We start from the raw sequence: 1,165 nt of genomic DNA, 5'->3' as shown, positions 1-1,165 counted from the left end.
ATTATCATTAAAAGCCGGGGGAGTGGGGTTGAATCTGACGGAGGCAAACCATGTGATCCATTTTGACAGATGGTGGAATCCGGCGGTTGAGAATCAGGCCACGGATAGAGTATTTCGGATTGGTCAGAAGAAAAACGTCCTCGTGCATAAATTCATTACAAGGGGGACCATAGAGGAGAAAATCAATGATATGCTTCGCGAGAAGGCAAAAATATCATCAGACATAATACAAGTTGCCGGTGAATCGATGCTAACGGAAATGGACACGAATGAACTGATAAATCTTTTCAAATTAACATTATGATGGAAGGAAAACCGTTATGAGCTATTGGGGATTCCCAAGATATGTATCCGTATGGGAAAAGAAGCAAAAGTCTAAAAAAAAACTGGAGCAGTTAAGGAAGCAGAACAAGAATATTGAACCTGTAATAATTGAAGGCAGGACCCTGGCGCATACGTGGTGGGGAAAGGCGTGGAATAAAAACCTGGAGGAATACGCCGATTACAGTAATCGAATAGGGCGAGGGAGGAGTTACGTCCGTTGTGGTTCCGTACTTGATTTGCAAATAAGTGGAGGGGAGGTTAAATCGCTGGTGCAGGGTTCCGAGTCAAAGCCTTATTCCGTTGTAATAAAGATAAAGGCCCTGGAAAAATCAATCTGGAAAAAGATAAAAGATGTTTGCGAGGGCAAGCTTGATTCGTTACAGGAGCTGCTTGTGGGTAAATTCCCGAAGGCGTTAGATGAGATATTTACTGCCCACGGAAAGGGGCTGTTCCCCGCTCCAAAAGAGATAGATTTTGACTGTAGCTGTCCGGACTGGGCAGACATGTGCAAACACGTTGCGGCGACCCTTTATGGAATTGGTGTCCGGCTGGATAAAGACCCTAATCTTTTTTTTGCGCTCAGGAAGATTGAAATAAGTGATTTAATAACAGAAACCGTCAAGGACAAAACGGAAGAATTACTTGCAAAGGCAAAAAAGAAAAGTGGGAGAATTATTGAAGATCAGGACTTGTCATCCGTTTTTGGTATTGAGCTTGATAGCGTTTCTCTACCCGCAAAGAAGGGCAAAGCCAAAACAGTTCAAAAAGAGAAAACCCCAAAAACGAAAAAGATCGCTATGGAAACAAAAAAGACCAAGGCAAAAACACCGGGGAAGGCAGT

The 1,165-nt window shown here is 43.2% G+C and carries 2 protein-coding genes; both read left to right on the top strand.

The features are described from left to right. Nucleotides 1-304 (top strand): SWF/SNF helicase family protein (locus NUV40_00910; protein ID MCR4342446.1); only part of this gene is annotated, 304 nt, incomplete at its 5' end. 16 nt (nt 305-320) lie between these two features. Beyond that, a partial coding sequence (locus tag NUV40_00905; GenBank protein MCR4342445.1) for a hypothetical protein occupies nt 321-1,165 on the top strand: 845 nt, incomplete at its 3' end.

The organism is Patescibacteria group bacterium, from assembly GCA_024654625.1.
Classification (GTDB): Bacteria; Patescibacteriota; Minisyncoccia.
Note: the sequence above shows the minus strand (reverse complement) of the source record. Positions and strands in the feature narration are given on the sequence as shown.